This window comes from Helicobacter sp. 13S00477-4 (assembly GCF_002272785.1).
Classification (GTDB): domain Bacteria; phylum Campylobacterota; class Campylobacteria; order Campylobacterales; family Helicobacteraceae; genus Helicobacter_J.
The window spans coordinates 104,964-123,354 of the sequence record NZ_MLAS01000003.1 but is presented as its reverse complement, the minus strand read 5'-3'; the positions used below and the strand labels follow the sequence as shown (position 1 = coordinate 123,354).

The window sequence follows — 18,391 nt, the reverse complement described above, 5'->3', positions numbered from 1 at the left end:
TCATTATTATCTCTTAGGTGGGTTTAAGACTAAGGAAGGTGCAATGAAGAATCAAAGCACTGCAGATCAAATCACTCAAATCTTATCAGGGGATAAAAGCAAAAAAGCTGTGTTGAAGGGGGTGAAGAAATAAATTCACAGGCAAACCCCATAAAATTAAGATTAGATTGGACTTATCTTTGATTTATTAAGTTCATTTCAAATAGAGTATCCCATCAAACTCAATAGATTGCATAAGGATGCAATCTTATCCAATCTTTATGGATTGAAGTTCTCCTACCATAATACCTCATCCCATTTACCCATCTGCACAATGTTATATTTTGAGATCAATTTGGGGGAGTAATGAGGTATATTGAAGGGATTTGGAGTTGAATTATTTATTAATTCAGCAAATGTTAAGTATATTTATATATTAATAACGATTATTATAATTATTAATTAAGGAATCTAAAAAATGAAATATTTCAAAATTTGTATCTTATGTCTTTTAATTTTTTACACACTTGAAGCCACTGATTTAGATGAGCAAGAAGCAGTGCTTGACAAAATCGTGAGTTCAGCGACTGGATTTGATATGCAGCTCAAAGATGAAGCCCGCAATATGTTGGTCATTGACAAATCCCAGATAGAAAACAAAGGTTACCAATCTGTTGAACAAGCTTTGCGTTATATCCCAGTGATAACTTTTTCTAGTCGGGCATTTGGAGATGAGATAGATATGCGTGGACAAGGTGGAGAAGCTTATTCATCAGTCAAAGTCCTTTTAAACCGTGTACCTATAAACCCGATGAATTCACATGGCAGTACACCATTTAATTCAATCAATATTGAAGATGTAGAATCTATTGAAGTCATTCCTGGTGGTGGGGCTGTTGTGTATGGCAATGGGACAAGGGGTGGGGTCATCAATATTGTGACCAAACAAAACCCTAAAGATTTTGCCCAAATGACATTCAAAGGTGGAGTCTATGAAGCTCCACAAACTGGCTTCACCCAATACAATTTATCTGCAGGCAAAAAGCTTAGTAATAAGTTTTTTTTAAAGGGCAATGCCTCCATCCAGACCCAACAAGGCTACCGGAAAGAAGAAAAATTTACCAACTGGTTTGGAAATATTGAAGCTCTTTATAATTTCAATCAAAACCATTCACTCAACTTCAATGCTACCTATTCTTATACAAAATCTTTAAACTCAAACAATATTAGCTTAATTCAACTCAAAGAAGATAGGCGAGCTGCTGGAAATCAAGGGACTCATAAAGATTTAGATTTTTTGATGACTTCCCTCAACTATAAAGGAAAAGTAGGCAATACTTTAGAATTTGATGCACTTGGATTTTATCAACAAACTTCAGATAAATTCAAATATGTCATCAAAAATATAATTGGAAGCCCAATATTATTCTATACCCAACAAGGTGGACTCAACCTCAAAGGCAAACACACCATCACCAACAATACCTTGATGTTTGGAATAGATTCAATTTATGGAGGAAGCATTATTGGAAGCAAAGACAGAAAAACTGGCTCTAAAAGTGCTACTGGGGATAGTAGGTGGTCAAACTCAATCTATATCCTTGATAGCCTAAAACCTATAAAATACTTTGACCTAACAGGTGGGGCAAGGTATGAAAATAGTTACTATCATATTTATAAAAAAATTGGTTCTAAAGAAATGTATTCAAAAAATCGAATGATCCACAGCTATGCCTTAGAACTCACCCCAAATTTCAAATACTCCTCCACTGGAAATATTTATGCCAAATATGAACGGGGTTTCATCACGCCTCTGCCAATTTTCTTAATAGGACAGGGTTCAACAGGTTCATATATCAATGATACCCTTCAACCCTCAACCTATAACACTTATGAAATAGGTTGGAAAGATGAATTTGCTTGGACATATCTATCCCTAACAGGCTATTACACAGATACTCAAAATGAATTTATTATCAACTATATTGATCGTTCAAAATTCTGGTATCAATATGAAAATATTGGGACAACATCAAGATTTGGCATTGAAATTATAGGTATGCAAGATTTTTTTGATAGTCTGCACTTAGCAGAATCCATCTCTTATATCAAAACAAAAATCACCAAAACCTCTATACCTGATCAAAAAAACAAACCAGTCCCATATGTGAATGAATACAAAATAACCCTCAATGTGAATTATGATTTTTTTAAAAATAACAAAACCCTTGCGAGTGTATTTTTAAACAATTCTTTCTTAGGACCTAGAGCAGATAATGGATTTCAAAAAATGGATGCCTATATACTTGGTGATTTAGGGTTAAACTTAGCAAAAAATGGTTTTATATTCAATATCGGAATACGTAATCTCTACAATGCCCTTTATATCGATTATCAAAACTATTCATCAAAAACAGAAACTGCTACTTATATCCCCGCGCCCAATAGGAGCTATTATGCAGAAGTAAGATACAACTTCTAAATTCTTCTCTTATGCCTACCTAGAAAAGATAAATCCATCTATATCAATCTATTTTTTAAATAATTCACAAAAAATCAAATACTTTTAAGAATCGCTAAAGCAATTTGATTTATAATGATAACAATTACTAAAATTGTTTTATAAAAGGATTTTAATGAACAAACTCTACAAAACTTTTGTAATGCTCATCATAGCATTACAAACCCTCAGTGCCATAGACGAACAAGAAGCTACTCTCAATAAAGTCGTAACCTCAGCGACTGGATTTGATATGCAGCTCAAAGATGAAGCCCGCAATATGTTAGTCATTGACAAACCTACACTCACAAACAAAGGATATCAAACCTTAGATGATGCACTTCGCTACGTCCCTTTGTTGACTTTTTCAAATAATGGATTCGGAGAAAATATTGATTTGCGAGGACAAGGCGATAAGGCAAACACAGCCATCAAAGTCCTCATCAATCGTGTCCCTATCAACCTTTTGGATACTAGCCATGGCATCACACCAATTGGCATGATCAATATTGAAGATGTAGAATCTATTGAAGTCATTCCTGGTGGTGGGGCTGTTGTGTATGGCAATGGGACAAGGGGTGGGGTCATCAATATTGTGACCAAACAAAACCCTAAAGATTTTGCTAATTTTGCCCTCAAAGGTGGGTCATATGAAACCAAAAATGGCTTATTTGGTCGTGCTGATGTATCCGCAGGTAAAAAAATAACCCAAAATCTTTTCCTAAAAGCCGATATAAGCGTTGCTAATACGAGTGGATACAGACAAGGGGATAGTTTATTTAATTATTATGTTGCCTTAGAAACCCTCTATAAGATAAATCAAAATCAATCCATCCATTTTAATGCCAGTTATTCTCACTCACTCACAACGACTTCTCCAGCTTTAAGCCTTACAGAAGTCAAAAAAGACAGGACTGCAATAGGCGATGGGAGGATTATTAGTCCTGAAGATTTTGTCAGTACTTCTATTGATTATAGGATAAAGACTGATTCTTGGCATTTTGACTTGCTTGGATTTTATCAAATGGACAACCTCAATTACACAACCAATATTATGACAGTCTCAACCAGAGGCATAAATACCCCTTTTGACAACTCAGGATCAAGATTTTTCAATCAAGGTGCAGGTCTTAATGCCAAAGCCAAATATATTTCAGGCAACAACACCCTGATGTTTGGCTATGATCTCCTTTATCAAAATGCTTACCGCAAAGAAAAAGCTCATTATAATGTCAATTCCTCTTCATTCAAATTAGATCATAGCTGGACAACCGATCTGAAGAACAATAAACTTGCCAACTCTATCTATATTTTAGAAAAATACAATTTTGGAGATAAATTTGATCTCACAGGCGGAGTGAGGTATGAAAATAGCTATTATACAATGGGTAGGGATAAAACAACCCGTATGATTATGAGTTTCACTCGCCCTGCTATGCCAGCAAGTGGGAGTGGGGGAACAATAGGGGGGGGGGCTATGAGACCCACTCCTCCAACTGCAGCAGTTGGAGCTGCAACAGGCATTCCCCCAACAAAACCTGCCACAAGTCCTATCAAAACAGACCCTCATTATTCTAAAAATACTTTTAGGAATAATTATGCCTTAGAACTCACCCCAAATTTCAAATACTCCTCCACTGGAAATATTTATGCCAAATATGAACGGGGTTTCATTACACCCGGACCCAATCAACTGACTAATTCAGATAAAACAGGTATTTATTACAATGGACTCAAACCTGAAGTCTATGATACTTTTGAGCTAGGTTGGAAAGATGAGTTTACTTATAGCTACCTCTCTGCTACACTCTATTACACCCTCACTCAAGATGAAATCAATATCAATCAGATCACCCATGGTAGCGTCTGGACTTACACCAATCTTGATCAAACTCAAAGGATTGGGATTGAGCTTGTTGCTATCCAAGACCTATTTGATTCAGATTCCTTACACCTTAATGAATCTATATCTTATCTAGATGCACATATCACAAAAGGTCTGCATAAAGGTAAAAGGGTTCCTCTAGCACGCGATTACAAAATTACTTTTGGTATCGCTTATGATATCATCAAAAATCCCAAACAACTCCTAAGCATTTTTACCAACAATAGCTTTTTTGGTTCAGCAATTGATACCAGTTATACGAAAATGAATGCTTATAATTTGACTGATTTAGGCATCAATTATAAATTTGGTAGTTTCAAATTCAATGCAGGCGTGCGTAATATATTTGATTCACAATACTATAGCTATCAACTAGCTACAAGTGCTGATATGTATATTCCAGCAGGCTATATACCGGCTGCAGGAAGGAGTTATTATGCCGAGCTAAGATATGATTTTTAGATTTTATATTTGGGTTATCATCGCATACCTCATCACTATTCCACTTGCACTCAATATAGGTAGTGTAGGCATTGATTGGGGAAGTCTTGATACCACAAGCAAAATCATTTTGTTTGACATCAGGTTGCCACGTATTTTATTAGCCATTTTGATTGGTATGCTTTTGGCAAGCTCTGGATTAGTTGTCCAAAGTGTTTTTGCCAACCCTATTGCTGACCCCTATATCATTGGTATTGCTTCAAGTGCTACATTTGGTGCTGTGCTAGCTTATTTGTTAAAAATGGCTGATTTTTATTATGGGACTATGGGATTTTTGTGCTGTGTAATATTTTCACTAATAATCTTTTCTATCTCAAAAAGACAAAACATCACTACACTTTTAATCATAGGGATTGCAGCTTCTTCTTTTTTAGGTGCGTTCACAACTTTTAGTATTTACCTCATTGGTGAAGATTCTTTCAAAATCATCACTTGGCTAATGGGGTATTTGGGTGGGGCTTCTTGGCATCAGGTATTTATGCTTTTTATTCCATTGACAGGATGTATGTTTTATTTTTATCTCAAAAGATTTGAATTAGACATTTTGCTTAGTGGCGATGATGAAGCTAAAAGTCTAGGAGTCAATGTAAACAAATGCAAAAAAAATCTCCTCATTGTCACCTCAATGGCTGTTGCTTTTTGTGTCGGATTCAGCGGTTTAATAGGTTTTGTAGGTCTTATCATCCCACATACTATCCGCATGCTAACTAAAACAAATAATCACACCCTTATGTTACCAATGTGTTGCTTACTTGGTGGGATTTTTTTGCTACTGTGTGATACATTTGGCAGGAGTGTTTTAGCCCCTATTGAAATACCCATTGGTGTTATCACAGCATTTTTTGGTGCACCCCTTTTTCTTTATCTAGCTTTCAGCAAAAGGATATAAAAATGGTAAGTTCAATGGATTTGCTCCAAATCAAAGGTTTATGCTTTGATTATCATCAAACACAAAATATCCTCAAAAACATCAATCTAAATGCAAAAAAAGGTGAATTCATCGGTATACTTGGACCAAATGGTTGTGGCAAAAGCACCCTAATAAAACAAATATTAGGTATCTTAAAACCCTTCTCAGGCTATGTAAAACTCTTTAATAAAGATATTTCACATTACAATCATAAAGACCTAGCTAATATGCTTGGTTTTTTGCCACAAAAATCTTCCCTCTCTATGCCCTTGCTGGTTGAAGATATTTTATATATGGGAAGGTATTCTTCATTGGAAAATCCTATCAAAGGATATAGTATAACAGATACTCAAGAGATTGATAAAATCGCTTCATCATTAAATATCCAACATCTTAAAAAACGTATAGCACTAAGTCTTAGTGGGGGAGAGTTCCAAAGAGTATTGCTCGCTAGAGCCCTAGCTTCAAATCCCAAAATCTTGCTACTTGATGAACCTACAAGTGCTTTGGATCTAAATTATGCCCTTGAAACAATGAGGCTTTGTGAAAAACTATGCAAAACAATTCATATAACGACTATAGCAGTTCTACATGACATCAATCTAGCTGGGTTATTTTGTACAAAAATATTTTTCATCAAAGGAGGAAAAATTCTCTATGCGGGAAGCCCAAAAGACTTGTTCCAACCAAATATATTGCTGGATGTTTACGGTTTTGATTGTGATGTTATTGACCACAATGGATATCCATTTATCATTGTAAAAAAGGAAAAAAAATGAAAAAAATGCTTTTATTTCTATGCCTTATCTGCACTTTTGGAATCACAAAACAGATGTTAGTTATCCTTGATCCTGCTATCATAGAGATTACCTATATGCTAGGAGGAGAAGACAGGATACTTGCTATCGCCAAAATGCAAAGCTCTCAAATCTACCCTAAAGAAAAAACTTCAAAACTAAAAAGTGTAGGGACATTCTCAAACCCTTCTTTAGAAAAAATCATCGCTCTAAAGCCCGATATAGTTATATTAAGTTCTTATAGCCTGAATCTTGAAAATAATTTGAAAAGATTCGGTATCAAAACTCTTTATCTCAAAGCTGATACTCTTAAAGAAATTGGACAAAATATTCAAGAAATGGGTAAAATACTAGATAAAGAACCCGAAGCGACCAAACTAAAAAATGATTTTGAAAAAAAATTACAAGGATTTAAAGAAAATCCTTTGAATAAAAAAGGTGTCTTTATTTATTCAGTTTCCCCTTTAATGGTTTTCCCAAATAATACATTACCAGGCAGTGTTTTTGAAGCCATAGGCATAAAAAATATCGCTGCAAACTTACCGGGCAAAAAACCTATCCTTTCTCAAGAATATATTTTAAAATCTAATCCTGAAATCATTTTTTATGGTTTGAGAGTGCAGAATCAAGATGAACTTTTCTCAACAAACCCTTTGTTAAATCAAACCAAAGCCTCACAAGACAAAGAAGTTTTTTATATTGATACTTATTCACTATTGCGTGGTACACCCCGCATTCTTGATAATATTGATAAAATCTACCATAAAATTTTGGATTCTAAATGATTGATTTGATATCTTGAATTGAAAAAGGATTATTTATTTTTTATATTTTTTTATCCAGCTTTATACGCTGTGAATGTGTGATGGCTATGGCTATAGCATCTGTGATGTCAAGTGGTTTTATTTCACCTTTTATCCCTAATATCCTCTTGACCATAAAAGCTACTTGGGTTTTAGTGGCTTTTCCATTCCCTGTCAGAGCTTTTTTGACTTGCAAAGCAGTGTATTCAGCAAAATTTCCCAATTCTTGTAAAATTTTTAAACTCAATGCCCCGCGAAATTGAGCTAATTTTATTACAGATTGTGGGTTATAAGCATAAAACATATCTTCAATGGCGACTTCATCAATTTTATGTGATTTTAAAACCAGATCAATACCTTCGACAAATTCTAAAATCTGATGTTGTAATATACGTTCTTTGATTTTTATAAAACCAGCTTCAATTAAAAAAATTTTACCTTTTTCCAGATTAAGCACTGCATAACCGCAATTCCTGCTACCTGGATCAATACCTAAAATATTCATCTAATTTTTACTCTCATTTTATTTATTTTACACATTATTTTCACTATTATTCACTAAACTTTTCACAATGTGAAAAACATAATTTTTGGAGAAAAAATGATAGAAAATGATATATTAAAACAACTTAAAGATGAAATCAGCGAATATGAATATAATACATATATCTCTAAAATGAAATATGATGAAAATACCTCTAAATCGGATTTAGCAGTTTTCATTGTCCCTAATATCTATATAGCTAATTGGATAAAAACAAAATACAGCGAAAAAATATCCCATTTATTTGAGGTATATAAAAAAATAAAGCCTGAAATCAACATCATTGTAGAATCACAAAAAAAAGATGTGAAAAGTTTTATCCATAGGAATAAATTTCAAACCCAAGCGATTTTGAATCCATCTTATACTTTTGATTCTTTTGTAGTAGGTGATTCTAATCGTTTGAGTTTTGAGATTGCTAAAAAAATTTCTCAAAAACAAGCCAATATTTATAATCCAGTGCTCATATATGGTGGGACAGGACTTGGTAAAACACATATTTTAAATGCCATTGGCAATGCAGTAGCAGAAAAAAACAAAATCGTCATTTATGTGACAGCAGAACAATTTTTAAATGACTTTATCACTCGTATCAACAACAATACAATGGATAGATTCCGCGATAAATATCGTAATTGTGATTATTTATTGATAGATGATGTGCAATTTTTTGGTGGAAAAGAAGGTGTACAACAAGAATTTTTTCATACTTTTAATGAACTCCACGACAAAAAAAAACAAATCGTCATGACAAGTGACAAAGCTCCTAAACAAATATTAGGATTGGAAGAGAGATTAAAATCCAGATTTGAATGGGGTATAATGACAGACATACAACCACCTGGTTTAGAAACAAAAATTGCCATCATCATTCAAAAATGTAGCTTGAATAAAATTGAAATTGATAGAGAAATCATCCATTACCTAGCCTCAAATATCAATGACAATATAAGACAAATTGAAGGTATTATCTTAAAACTCAATGCTCAAGCTTCTATCATCGGACAACATATTACCTTATCAATGGCGAAAAATGCTATCAAAGATACACAAAAAGAAAATCTTGAAAACATCACTTTAGAAAATATCATCAAAATAGTTTCAAAAGAACTTAATATTAAGCCTAGTGAAATCAAATCAAAATCAAGGAACAAAATAACAGCTAATGCCAGAAGGATAGTTATCTATCTGGCTAGAACACTCGCACCCAATTCAATGTATGCTCTAGCTCAATTTTTAAATATGAAAGACCACAGTTCTGTAAGCAAAGCAATGAAAATGATTACCACACAAATCAATGAAAACATTAATATCAAAGCAATGATTGATGAAATGAAAAACAAGATACAAAATGAGCAAAGCAATAAAAGAACCTAACAAAATACCAAAAAATTTAGGTATAATCACACAGAAAGATGTGAAAAGATGTGAAAATAAAATCTAATATTTTCACATATAAAACATTACACTAAAAGCATTTTGATAGTATTTTCACTATTTCACTGAAACTTACTACTGCGGTTAAAATTTAAAATTATAATGCTTCAATAAGGAGAACTAATGAAACTAAGCTTAGCCAAAAACAATTTTGAAATCATTTTAAATAATTTTCAAGCATTCCTAGATAAAAAAGACTCTTCACAAATCACTTCCCATATTTACCTTGAAATAATAGATTCTAAACTATTATTAAAAGCTACAGACTATGAAATTGGTATTGAATCAAAAATCGACATCATTAAAAAAGAATCTGATGGTAGTGCAACTGTAAATGGAAGAAAAATCTTAGATATCGTAAAAAGACTCAAAGATGGTGAAATCATACTAGAAACAGAGAATGATTTTATTCACATCAAACAAGGAAAATCAAAATTCAAACTACCAATGTATAATGCATCAGAATTTCCAAAATCATCTGAAATTGAAAATTACAAAAAGATCAATATTGACGCATCAAAATTTATTTATTCCCTCAGAAAAATCAACCCAGCTATTGAAAGCAGTAATCAAAAACCGGAATTAAGCGGAGCACTCTTAGATATAAAAGATTATTGCTACAACTTTGTAGCTACAGATACAAGGAGACTTGCTATCATCAAACATGATACCCAATCTATAGAAAACCTGTCTATTATCATCCCAAAAAAAGGAATCATAGAAATCTTAAAACTTTTCTATGATAATTATGATGACTTTGAAATATTCTACAATCAAACTCAACTCATCATCAAAAATAACCATTACACATTTTTTACCAAACTCATCAATGGTAAATTTCCAGATTATCAAAAAATCATCCCAAAAGAATCAAAAAACAAAATCAAACTACCAAAAGATGTTATAACAGATTCTATTAAACTCATCAATTCATTATCAAACAATATCAAATTCATTATCAAACAAAATGATATATTATTTGAATCCATCAGCAATGAAAACTCTGAAAAAGCTACCACTCAAATAGAAATTAATACTAATATAAATGAAGAAATAACACTTGGAGCAAATTCAAAAAGCATACTTGATTTCCTTTCACAAATTGAATCCACAGATTTTACTTTATATTTGAACGAACCAAACACCCCATTTATGCTAGAAGATAATAATTTCTCAACCATTATAATGCCTATAATATTCTGATACTTGGAGTTTAAATGGAACAAAACAAAAAAGAATACGGTGCAAGTAATATAAAAGTTCTCAAAGGACTTGAAGCAGTTAGAAAAAGACCAGGTATGTATATTGGGGATACCAATATAAATGGCTTGCACCATATGATTTATGAAGTCGTAGACAACTCTATAGACGAAGCAATGGCAGGTCATTGTGATACCATAAAAGTTACACTGACCGAAGAAGGAAGTGCAATCATTGAAGACAATGGAAGAGGAATTCCTGTTGATCTACACCCTACTGAAAATCTTCCTGCTGCTACAGTCGTCTTGACAGTTTTACATGCAGGAGGAAAGTTTGATAAAGACACTTATAAAGTCTCAGGTGGTTTACACGGAGTAGGTGTAAGTGTAGTGAATGCTCTTTCAAAACATTTGATAATGACTATCAAAAAAAATGGTAACATTTATAGACAAGAATTTTCAAAAGGCATCCCACAAACAGATCTTGAGGTAATAGGTAAAACTAAAGAACATGGAACAATAATAGAATTTTTCCCTGATGATGAAATAATGGAAATTTTAGAATTCAGTACTGAAATACTCACCAAAAGATTCAAAGAAATGGCTTATTTGAATCAAAATGTTACTATTTTTTTCAAAGATGAAAAAACTCAAAAAGAAGAAAAATATCATTTTGAAAATGGGTTATATCAATTTGTTGAAGATATCAATAAAAAACCCTTCATTTCTCAAATCATAACTTTCAATGCTGATGAAGAAGAGACAGAAGTCGAAATCGCTTTAGCTTATAATGAAAGCTATGAAGAAAAAGTTTTAAGTTTTGTGAATAATATTCGCACACCTGATGGTGGGACACACGAAGCAGGATTCAGAGCTGGTCTAAGCCGTGCGATAATCAATTATATTGAAGCTAATGCTAATGCAAGAGAAAAAGACAATAAAGTAACAGGTGATGATATTCGTGAAGGTTTAATTGCTATCATTTCAACTAAAGTAATGGAACCACAATTTGAAGGACAAACTAAAGGAAAATTAGGTAGTTCATTTGTAAAACCAATCGTTCAAAAACTCACTTATGAAAAACTTTCAAAATTTTTTGAAGAAAATCCCAATGACGCTAAAGCGATCATGCAAAAGGCTTTATTAGCAGCTAGGGGTAGAGAAGCAGCAAAAAAAGCCAGAGAACTCACAAGAAAAAAAGAAAGTTTTTCTGTAGGGACATTGCCTGGAAAACTTGCTGATTGTCAAAGCAAGGACCCTACAGAATCCGAAATTTATCTTGTTGAAGGGGATAGTGCAGGAGGATCAGCAAAACAAGGTAGAGATAGAGTTTATCAAGCAATTTTACCTTTAAGAGGCAAAATATTAAATGTAGAAAAGTCAAGACTTGATAAAATCCTAAAATCTGAAGAAATTAAAAATATGATCACAGCTTTTGGTTGTGGTGTAGGTGAAGAATTTAATATAGAAAAACTCCGCTATCATAAAATCATTATCATGACAGATGCAGATGTAGATGGCAGTCATATACAGACACTTTTAATGACATTTTTTTATCGTTATTTAAAACCACTCATTCAGAATGGATATGTTTATATCGCTCAACCTCCACTTTATCGATTCAAAAAAGGCAAAAAAGAGATTTATCTTAAAGATGAAAAATCTTTATCAGAATATTTGATTGAAAATGGGATCGAAAACTTTAAATTTGAAGGAATTGGCACTAAAGAATTATTTGAAGTTTTAAAATACATTTCTCATTATCGTTTTACACTCAAAGAACTTGAAAAACGTTATACAATGATAGAAGTTATTAGATTCCTAATTGAACATAAAGAATATGTCTCTTTAGATTTTAAACAAATGTATGAAAAAATTGAAAAATTTTTAGAAACAATTGAATGTAATATTTTAAGTAAAACTATCAAAGACGATAAAATTATGCTTTATATCCAAACAAAATCAGGTTTAGTAGAGCTAAATATTGATGAGAATTTATTTATTGATAATTTTTTTGAAGAGGCTTATTTTATCTACAATAAAATTTCTGAAAGGAACTTAGAATTCCTCAAGAATAAAGATTCAATTACATTACTTGAAGAAATAGAAGATTCAGCAAAAAAAGGAGCTTATATCCAAAGGTATAAAGGACTTGGTGAAATGAATCCTGAACAATTATGGGAAACAACTATGACTCCACAAAATCGCACACTATTAAAAGTTACTTTGCCAGATGAACAAAAAGCTGATGAAATTTTTACACTTTTTATGGGTGATGAGGTAGAACCTAGACGAGAATACATCCAATTACACGCAAAAGATGTTAGACATTTGGATGTTTGATCAAAATAAAGGAAAGAATTGAAAGATATAGTTTTAAATATCATCACTAATCCTAATGTGATTTTTTATATTTTGGCTTACTTATTTGGTGGGATTCCATTTGGATTATTTTTAGCAAAAATTTTTTGTGGTGTGAATATTCGTAACTTTGGTTCAGGGAGTATTGGAGCGACTAATGTTTACCGAGCACTTAAAGATATTAATGCTAAAAAAGCCAAAATCTTATCTATCTTTACAATCATTTTAGATGCTATCAAAGGCTTAATTATTGTGCTTTTAGCTAAACTTTTTGGTTTGAGTTATGAAACACAATGGGCTATCGCTATTTTATCAATTTTAGGGCATTGTTATAGCCCTTATTTAAATTTTAATGGTGGAAAAGGTGTAGCAACAGCCATTGGTTCTGTGATATTGCTTATGCCAGTTGAAGGTATTTTAGGGCTTATTATTTGGGGAATTATTGGTAAAATATTTAAAGTTTCTTCACTTTCTTCACTCATTGGAGTTTTAAGCGGGATAATATTCACTTTTATTACACCTTATGTTTTAAAATTGCCCTATTCTATTTCTATCCTCCATCAAGTCCATACTCATACTCCAGTCATTATCATTGGTATAATTATTTTATACACGCATATACCAAATATAATTCGTTTATTCAAAGGTGAAGAAAAAAAGGTCTTTTGATTTGTCTGCATCTTTCACACTCATCATTGAAAAACTAGAACTTGAAACTATCATTGGTATTTTAGATTTTGAGAGGATACATCCTCAAAGAGTACTTTTAGAGGGTTCTTTGATTTATCCTTTTGGAAATAAAAATTTTATTGATTATGTGGCTGTAAAAGATATGATTGAAGAACTCCTAAAAACAAGAAAATATAAGCTTTTAGAAGAGGCTTTACTTGATATCACACAAAATTTAAAACAAAAATTTAATGTGATAGAATCTTTATCTTTAACAATTAAAAAATTAGATATTATTAGTAATTGCATTGTAGGTGTAAAAATAGATAAATTTTTTTAATCTCTTTTTAAGTATATATTATTAATAATAAGAATTAATATTATGATTTTAAGAAAGGCTTAAAATGCTTAAAAAAGCACTTAGTTTATTTGGTTGTTGTTTTATTGCAGTGGTATTATTTGCAGATGATGAAAAGGATTATACATTAGATAAAGTTACCGCCTTAGGCGATAAGGAATTTCAATTTAATAATAAAGATGTAATAAGTGGAAAAGATTTAGGTCAAAGACAATCAAATCAGATGTCAGATGTTTTTGCAACTCAGCCTGATGTTGATGTCGGTGGCGGGGGAATGATGGCTCAAAAGATTTATGTTAGGGGAATAGAAGATAGATTATTACGCGTTACAATAGATGGAGCAGCACAAAATGGTAATGCTTTTCACCATCAAGGTAATACCGTCATTGATCCTGGTATGCTTAAAGAAATAGAGATTACAAAAGGTTCAGCTAATGCTTCTGCTGGTCCAGGTGCATTAGCTGGAGCTATTTCTATGACAACAAAAGATGCATCTGATTTATTGCCTAAAGGACAAAATTTTGGTTTTTCTTTGGGTAGTTCATTTTATACGAATTTTGGTATCCGAGAAAATGTAAGTATTTATGGAAAAATGGGAAAACATTTTGATGCTTTAGCTTATTATACTTATCAAAATATTTTTTATTATCGTGATGGAGATCATTTTTCACATCTTTTCCATCCAACCCAAGAAGATAAAGTTCTAGGTTCTCCTTCTCAGCAAAATAATATTCTTCTTAAGGCAAATGCTTATATCAATGAAAAAGATAAAATTACTTTTAGTTACAATATGACTCGAGACAATGCAACCAGACCATTCCGTGCTAATGTTACGAATCCACCAGCTGATGCACACGAAGCAAAAGTTGATTTTGCTCAAGAGCTTTTTCATCATGTTGATAGTAATAACAATTTTTCATTAGAATACAATCATAAAGGTGATGAAAATTTTGGGAGTCCTAAGGTTAAGTTGAATGCTTATGGTAGTATTAGGAATATTCACCTTACACCATTATTTAATCCAGAAACCACAAAGACCGTTGATGGAGAAGCTCTAAAAGATGCTGATTTTGAAGGAAGTACACCTAGAGATATATTTTTAAACAATTTTGGAGCGGATCTCAAAATCTCTCACCCTATCGCTACAGATTATAGTAATACATTTGATTATGGAATTGACTATCAAAATATGACAGTTATGGATAAAGATCAAAAAATAGTCAATGCAGAACAAAGGGGAAAAGAAAGCAGTAATATAATTGGGGCTTACATTCAAGCAAATTATTCACTGGTAAAATCATTGACGATTGGAGCAGGAACCCGTTATGATGTGTATACTTATTTTGACAAAAACTCTCAAAATCATATTACACAAGGTTTTTCTCCTTCTGTTGCTATTTTATATAATCCAATTGAAGATATTGATTTAAAACTTTCTTATGCGTATGTTACTCGTGGTGCATTGCCTGGGGATGCTCTTTTGATACAAGATCCCGATGTCATTATTGATCCACATTTGAAATCTGAAAAAGGACAAAATGTAGAATTTGATGCAGATTATACACAAGAATATTTTAGCTTGAGGGGAGCTGTATTTTATCAAGTCATCAGCGATTTTATCAATAGTTATGGAAAGGATAATGTTATTGATTCTACAGGAAATATAGATGCCAACAGAGGAATGAGGACAAATTTAACTGATAAAATTAATATTTATGGATTTGAAGCAGGAGCAAGTTTTAATTATAAGAGTTTTTTAGCTACTTTTGGTTTTTCTAGAAGTTTCCCTACTGTGAGAGGGAAATTGATTGCAGATACTTATGAACTTGGAGCTACAACAGGTAATACTTATATTTTAAAGCTTGATTATAATTTTGCTTCTATTGGGCTGGACTTATCTTGGGTAAGTCGATTTATTCAAGAACTTGATTATGAAGGTTATGATATTTATAACAAAGAGTTTAGTCATATCCATAAACAAGGTTATGATATTCATAATATTTACATAAATTACACTCCACCAAAAATAAAAGGATTAGCATTTTCAATTGTATTAAACAATCTTTTTAATCGATTTTATATTGATCAAGCTTCACCCTTTAAAGTTGAAGCTGATGGATCTGCAAATGATGCTATCAATCAAGTAAGGAAAGCATTGCCAAATCCAGGATTTGATGGCAGATTTGAAATCTCTTATAGATTTTGACAAATTCAGAGAGCTGAAGAATAATCTTTTATATTCTTCTGAAATAGTGAAGTTTTTTGATTTTAAGACAATATTATTTATGAATAAAACATTCTCTAATTAATATAAAATTAATTCAGGCATAAAATTTATCTTTGATGGTTTTGAAAATACCATCAAAATTTGCTTCTTTTGGTTCGAATAATTTTTTATTGGATTTTTTTAGTTCAACTTGTGGATTTTGTAAAATTTTTTCAACTGTTTTGAAAACTTCTTGAGGACTTTTGCAATGCTTCATTAGCTTGTGTTTTAAAAGGTATCTATCATGAAATAAAAACAAAGATCGTGTTGATATTGTAGGGATACCCAAATAACAAGCCTCCAAATTCATTGTCCCTCCTCCTCCAATAAGAATATCTATATAAGGATAAAATTCATTTGGTTTGAGTTTTTCTTCAATGATATAGATATTTTTGAAGGATTTGAAGCTTTTTTTGAGGCTTTGACTTTCATATCGTGGCATTATGATGATATTAATATCAAGATTTTTACAGAGTAGAGAAACGCTTTCATAGATGATTGGGAGTTTTTTATCGACATAATGAGCTTTGTATTCTTCTTCACGGATAAGTATTGTAGGCTTGTTTTTAGGGATTTTATGATTATCTCTAAAATCTTTTTGTGGTTGGAAGTTTTTTAGCCATAGGGCTACATCAATAAAATCATAAGGGATGATATTTTTTGTTGGTATACCTAAGGAGGTATAACAGATTTGAGGGACTATAAATGGATGGAATATGAGTGAACTTAATGGCAATGTAAGTCGAGATAAAAGCGTGATTTTTTCTAAAGAAAAAACCTCATCTTTAATAGGTGTGTCAGAAAATTGGATGATAGGTATCCCTAAGCCATACGCACATTGAGTTCCATCGACACTTGCTCCCGTAATAAAAAGATTAGGGGATTTATATTTTTTAAAAAGTTTTAAAAAAGATTTTTGACGTTGAAGTCTTTTTTCAAATTTTCCTTCCAAACTTTGTCCACCATAGCTACCAATAACAATATTTGGTATTTTAAAAAGATCTAAAAGTTTTGCACATTCAGAATAGTCAGGGCTTTTTCTAGTTGTGATTAGGACTTCATCTAATAGTTTTAAATATGGGATAAAATCTTTAAAAAACAGTACATATTTTGGATCTATGATATCTAGCCAAATCAAAATTCAAAATCTCCACTCTGTCCTTTGCTCATACTTTCATAAACGGCTTTGACATAATCTTTCCTTATTTGGCATTCCAAAATATCTTTGCAAGTAAAACAGCCTTGAAGATTTTTTTCATTTTGACAGGCTTTTAAAGATTGTAATTTTTCATCCAATTTAGTTTGCCATAAATCTTTAGGGGTTTGGGCTTCACTCATAAAAATTCCTTACTTTTTTGATTTCATATTCAGAGCCTAAAAAGCAAGCTGTACTTTCATGTAAATCTTTAATATCAAGTTCAAGCAAGCGATTTTTGCCATCAATAGCTTCTCCCCCTGCCTTTTCATAAATGAAAGCAAAAGGAAAAACTTCAAAAAGTTTTCTTAGTTTTCCTTTTGGTGCGTCTGATGTCGATGGATAACTAAAAAGTCCTCCTCCTTTGATAAGTATTTGGTGCAAATCTGGAACCATCCCTCCAGAATACCTCAAACGATAACCTTCATCAAATAGATTTTCTATCAGTTTTTTGTGATTGGTTTCCCAATATTTTTGCGTACCCCCGGTTGCATTGATATTGCCTTTTTTCTTGAGTGCAGGAGGTGATTTTTCTTGCCAATCTTCTCCAGTATGCACATAATAATGCAGTTTATCCCCTGCAAAAATAAGTTCAAGTCTAGGACCATAAACAATATAAGCAGCTCCTATAAGTTTACTGGCTTTAAATTCTTTTTCATAAATACCAAATATTGAACCTACACTTAGGTTGGATTCTATGATTGATGATCCATCAAGAGGATCATAAGCAACAAGGTAAGAACCATTGTTTTTATAAATAGCTTTGGATTTTTCTTCGCTACAAATACCTTTTATGAAATCTAGTTTTAAAAGTTCTTCTTCTATAATTTTATCAGCTTGGATATCAAGAGCAAGCTGTGTATCACCACTTGGATTTGTGCTGTTTAGATAATTTGTATGAGATTGTCTAAGGATGTTTTGTATTTTTAGTGAACAATTTTGTAATATCGAGATAAAATTTTGCTGCATTTATACTCCGAAATTTTT

Annotated in this window: 15 protein-coding genes; 11 read left to right on the top strand and 4 right to left on the bottom strand. The window is 32.0% G+C overall.

The window, feature by feature from the left end:
- Nucleotides 1–457 precede the first annotated feature (457 nt).
- The 5 genes from BKH44_RS02760 to BKH44_RS02740 all read left to right on the top strand — a co-directional run bounded on the left by BKH44_RS02760 (nucleotide 458) and on the right by BKH44_RS02740 (nucleotide 7,357).
- Nucleotides 458–2,461 carry a TonB-dependent receptor gene (locus BKH44_RS02760; RefSeq protein ID WP_095269831.1) on the top strand — a complete coding sequence of 668 codons (2,004 nt, stop codon included), beginning with the start codon at nucleotides 458–460 and terminating at the stop codon, nucleotides 2,459–2,461.
- A gap of 154 nt (nucleotides 2,462–2,615) precedes the next feature.
- Complete coding sequence (locus BKH44_RS02755) at nucleotides 2,616–4,826, top strand: TonB-dependent receptor (protein WP_095269829.1); 2,211 nt, start codon at nucleotides 2,616–2,618, stop codon at nucleotides 4,824–4,826.
- A complete protein-coding gene (locus tag BKH44_RS02750) occupies nucleotides 4,816–5,754 on the top strand; it encodes an iron ABC transporter permease (protein ID WP_095269827.1) in 939 nt (312 codons plus the stop codon). Before BKH44_RS02755 ends, BKH44_RS02750 begins: the two co-directional genes overlap by 11 nt.
- 20 nt (nucleotides 5,755–5,774) lie before the next feature.
- Nucleotides 5,775–6,554 carry an ABC transporter ATP-binding protein gene (locus tag BKH44_RS02745; RefSeq protein ID WP_257842574.1) on the top strand — a complete coding sequence of 260 codons (780 nt, stop codon included), beginning with the start codon at nucleotides 5,775–5,777 and terminating at the stop codon, nucleotides 6,552–6,554.
- Nucleotides 6,551–7,357 carry an ABC transporter substrate-binding protein gene (locus BKH44_RS02740; RefSeq protein ID WP_257842573.1) on the top strand — a complete coding sequence of 269 codons (807 nt, stop codon included), beginning with the start codon at nucleotides 6,551–6,553 and terminating at the stop codon, nucleotides 7,355–7,357. The genes BKH44_RS02745 and BKH44_RS02740 overlap by 4 nt, the downstream gene beginning before the upstream one ends.
- Nucleotides 7,358–7,397: 40 nt before the next feature.
- Here the strand turns inward: BKH44_RS02740 and ruvC are convergent, their stop codons facing one another.
- Nucleotides 7,398–7,880 carry a crossover junction endodeoxyribonuclease RuvC gene (gene ruvC, locus BKH44_RS02735; RefSeq protein WP_095269825.1) on the bottom strand — a complete coding sequence of 161 codons (483 nt, stop codon included), beginning with the start codon at nucleotides 7,878–7,880 and terminating at the stop codon, nucleotides 7,398–7,400.
- A gap of 96 nt (nucleotides 7,881–7,976) precedes the next feature.
- On the opposite strand from ruvC, the gene dnaA reads away from it, so the two are divergent.
- The 6 genes from dnaA (at nucleotide 7,977) to BKH44_RS02705 (ending at nucleotide 16,149) form a co-directional block, all read left to right on the top strand.
- Nucleotides 7,977–9,296, top strand: a complete 1,320-nt coding sequence (gene dnaA, locus BKH44_RS02730; RefSeq protein WP_095269823.1) for a chromosomal replication initiator protein DnaA — start codon at nucleotides 7,977–7,979, stop codon at nucleotides 9,294–9,296.
- Nucleotides 9,297–9,479: 183 nt separating this feature from the next.
- Complete coding sequence (dnaN, locus tag BKH44_RS02725) at nucleotides 9,480–10,559, top strand: DNA polymerase III subunit beta (protein WP_095269821.1); 1,080 nt, start codon at nucleotides 9,480–9,482, stop codon at nucleotides 10,557–10,559.
- Nucleotides 10,560–10,573: 14 nt separating this feature from the next.
- On the top strand, nucleotides 10,574–12,898 hold the full coding sequence (gyrB, locus tag BKH44_RS02720) for a DNA topoisomerase (ATP-hydrolyzing) subunit B (RefSeq protein WP_095269819.1): 2,325 nt from the start codon (nucleotides 10,574–10,576) through the stop codon (nucleotides 12,896–12,898).
- 18 nt (nucleotides 12,899–12,916) lie between these two features.
- A complete protein-coding gene (gene plsY / locus BKH44_RS02715; RefSeq protein WP_095269817.1) occupies nucleotides 12,917–13,585 on the top strand; it encodes a glycerol-3-phosphate 1-O-acyltransferase PlsY in 669 nt (222 codons plus the stop codon).
- A gap of 1 nt (nucleotide 13,586) precedes the next feature.
- On the top strand, nucleotides 13,587–13,925 hold the full coding sequence (locus tag BKH44_RS02710) for a dihydroneopterin aldolase (RefSeq protein WP_180674087.1): 339 nt from the start codon (nucleotides 13,587–13,589) through the stop codon (nucleotides 13,923–13,925).
- 64 nt (nucleotides 13,926–13,989) lie between these two features.
- A complete protein-coding gene (locus BKH44_RS02705; protein ID WP_095269813.1) occupies nucleotides 13,990–16,149 on the top strand; it encodes a TonB-dependent receptor in 2,160 nt (719 codons plus the stop codon).
- A gap of 115 nt (nucleotides 16,150–16,264) precedes the next feature.
- On the opposite strand, the gene BKH44_RS02700 is transcribed toward BKH44_RS02705, so the two are convergent.
- Genes BKH44_RS02700 through BKH44_RS02690 form a run of 3 tightly spaced genes read right to left on the bottom strand, consistent with a single transcriptional unit; the run spans nucleotide 16,265 to nucleotide 18,373 of the window.
- Entirely contained in the window at nucleotides 16,265–17,347 is a 1,083-nt protein-coding gene (locus BKH44_RS02700; RefSeq protein WP_095269811.1) for a DUF354 domain-containing protein, read from the bottom strand.
- A complete protein-coding gene (locus BKH44_RS02695) occupies nucleotides 17,344–17,547 on the bottom strand; it encodes a hypothetical protein (protein ID WP_095269809.1) in 204 nt (67 codons plus the stop codon). Before BKH44_RS02695 ends, BKH44_RS02700 begins: the two co-directional genes overlap by 4 nt.
- Nucleotides 17,540–18,373, bottom strand: coding sequence for a class 1 fructose-bisphosphatase (locus BKH44_RS02690; protein WP_095269807.1), 834 nt, complete (start codon nucleotides 18,371–18,373; stop codon nucleotides 17,540–17,542). Before BKH44_RS02690 ends, BKH44_RS02695 begins: the two co-directional genes overlap by 8 nt.
- Nucleotides 18,374–18,391 lie beyond the last annotated feature (18 nt).